Source organism: Sporosarcina sp. ANT_H38 (assembly GCF_008369195.1).
Classification (GTDB): Bacteria; Bacillota; Bacilli; order Bacillales_A; family Planococcaceae; genus Sporosarcina.
Genome location: NZ_VOBC01000015.1, coordinates 1 through 2,358, shown reverse-complemented (window position 1 = coordinate 2,358; position 2,358 = coordinate 1). Strand labels below are relative to the sequence as shown.

Below are 2,358 nucleotides of genomic sequence, written 5' to 3'. Positions count from 1 at the left end.
TCCGAAGATTCTAGTGTGTGTTTTTTTCGTCCGACCGAAGCCGACTTACTAGAAACGTTTTGCTCAAGTGCGTTAGCACTCTCGCTATATTTCATTGATGTTTTGCTGTTCAGTTTTCAAGGTTCATTGTTATGGAATCAAGTTGCATTCCTCACTTTATTTGTTGTCGTTGTTTCGGTGACAACTTTTATATCATAACATTTCGTTTCGTCCGTGTCAACAACTAAATTCAATTTCTTTTTTGTCGTTATTAATATATCGGAAACGCAACGTTTATAACTATACCACTCTATCTTACAAAATGCAAGAACTATTTTAATAATATTACTGTAATGAAAATATGTTTGCAAAACACCGGGTTTTTACTTGTATTCAAACCGATTTTGCTGATGTCTCGTTAAATAGTATCCGTACTACCCCAAACAATGAATGCAGAATCTATTATGGACCCAGAACCTATCTTTACTAAAGTGACGGACATCTTGGCTAGCATCTACTTTTAGCAGCTGACTGAATTGACTTGGCCCAATGTGATGAACCTACCACACTTTGCACTCTTCTGGTCCGGTAAATTTTTCTCCGCATTACTATCCCTATAAAGTGTCATATCGCATTCAATACAAATTTACAAATCACAATGTATGTCCATTATTTCACTTTTATAATCCTACATCCTAAATACACGAATTTATATACTACTTGTCAGGCAAATTCATAATTAGTCAAACCAGAAATAGGCTCAGCTAATCTATGCCCCTTTAACAAGTTCAAAGATTTTAAAGCTCTATAACAATAACTTGATGTCCCCTCATTAACATCTTACGATAATTGATTTAAAATGTTGATTGGCTACTCAGCAATTTTTCACCACAACGGCTGCCTTACTTTGCCTCTACTCTTACTCCCTAGTTTTTTCACAAGGCCATGCTTTTTGCGCCCTTACTAGTTATTTTACTAATTTTCTAGTTGAACTTGGATTGCTGTATTTCTCGCTATCCTTTTTATTATTATTTTTTTAAAAAACCAGATAATCTAAGATCTGTGCCAGATGTATTTTTATAAAGAACGCATTTGCAGTCTACTATACCTACAAATATAGAAAGCTTAATACTTTTCAGTTAGTATCTGACTAACCGTACACAATTCAATAAATTTATCAAACGGTCAATCATACCTGATTTTAATAAACCCAATCCTCAAAGGTTTAATCTTGTTACCTTCTATTCGAATAGTGCTGCTTTGATTATTCGTTAGCTTTCATCCCAGAACAATGATAAACCTATTTCAACTTAAAATACCATTTGAGTTAGGTAATTACACATTCAACGCAACTTCGTTTCTTATAGATTTTATCGTCCTTCTTGCTGGTACCATACAACATTTGAGATCATCTGTAACATTCTTTTTAGAAATCCTCTGAAATAGTTTGTAATTGGCTAATGAACAGTCATTATATGCATTTAGTCGTGTGCATTTCAGCGTTCTGTACTTCTCCCCATAGCCGGCGTACCGATAAGAATGATACTGCACTCACATTGGTTTGCGATTATCTTTTCGTAAAGTGGAAGATTTGTATCTTTCTTAGCTTTTTAAGTAGCAACTATTCATGTGCTTTGACGCGAGTTGAATCAATAGTCATTATTTCATTACCACATCTAGAATCAGATCGATATCAATAGTTAAGTTCTAAATCGAATTAGTTTTTTTGACAAATCCTAAGTAACCAATACGAAGGAATGAACTACAATTCCTCTGCATTGTCCCAGACCATTCGAGCCTTTACAGGCAGTTAATTCCCTACTTATTCTTCTCGCGTCATCAAGTACTCCAAGTGGGAGTCTTACTGCCTGTTAATGTAGGAAAGACTTGCATGTCAAATAGATAATATCATCGTATTAGTAAGCAAATCGCGAGGCGCCCTCTCAGGCGCTACAATTATAAAACGGATTGGCGATCCCGCGCTATTTATCCGAGAATGATGTAATTCAATCCCTCCTGGGCTGATTTACGACCCGAGTGTTTGGCACTTGAAGTCTAGGCACAGTCCCTAGTCCAAAAACTAAGACTTTCTTATCTTATGTTATAAATAGTCAATTCTTCTTGTTTAAATATTTGTTTTGTCACTTACTTATTTCGATTTTTAGAGAGATACTGCTTTTTGATGCTAAAAAATTCTTTGTACATTAATGACTTAGAACTATGAAATTGATTCGCTTAATCATCATTAAAAGTAAACACAAAAAAAGCCACTACCCAATGGGTAATGACTTACTTGGAGACCGGCGACGTCCTACTCTTGCAGGGGGAAACCCCCAACTACCATCGGCGCTGAAGAGCTTAACTTCCGTGTTCGGGATG

1 protein-coding gene and 1 rRNA gene are annotated in these 2,358 nt (G+C 35.7%); one reads left to right on the top strand and one right to left on the bottom strand.

Going from position 1 to position 2,358, the window contains the following annotated elements:
* A partial coding sequence (locus tag FQ087_RS22765; RefSeq protein ID WP_223145630.1) for a hypothetical protein occupies positions 1 to 198 on the top strand: 198 nt, incomplete at its 5' end.
* A gap of 2,079 nt (positions 199 to 2,277) precedes the next feature.
* Here FQ087_RS22765 and rrf read toward each other — a convergent pair.
* Positions 2,278 to 2,358, bottom strand: a 5S ribosomal RNA gene (gene rrf / locus FQ087_RS22195); the annotation flags it as partial.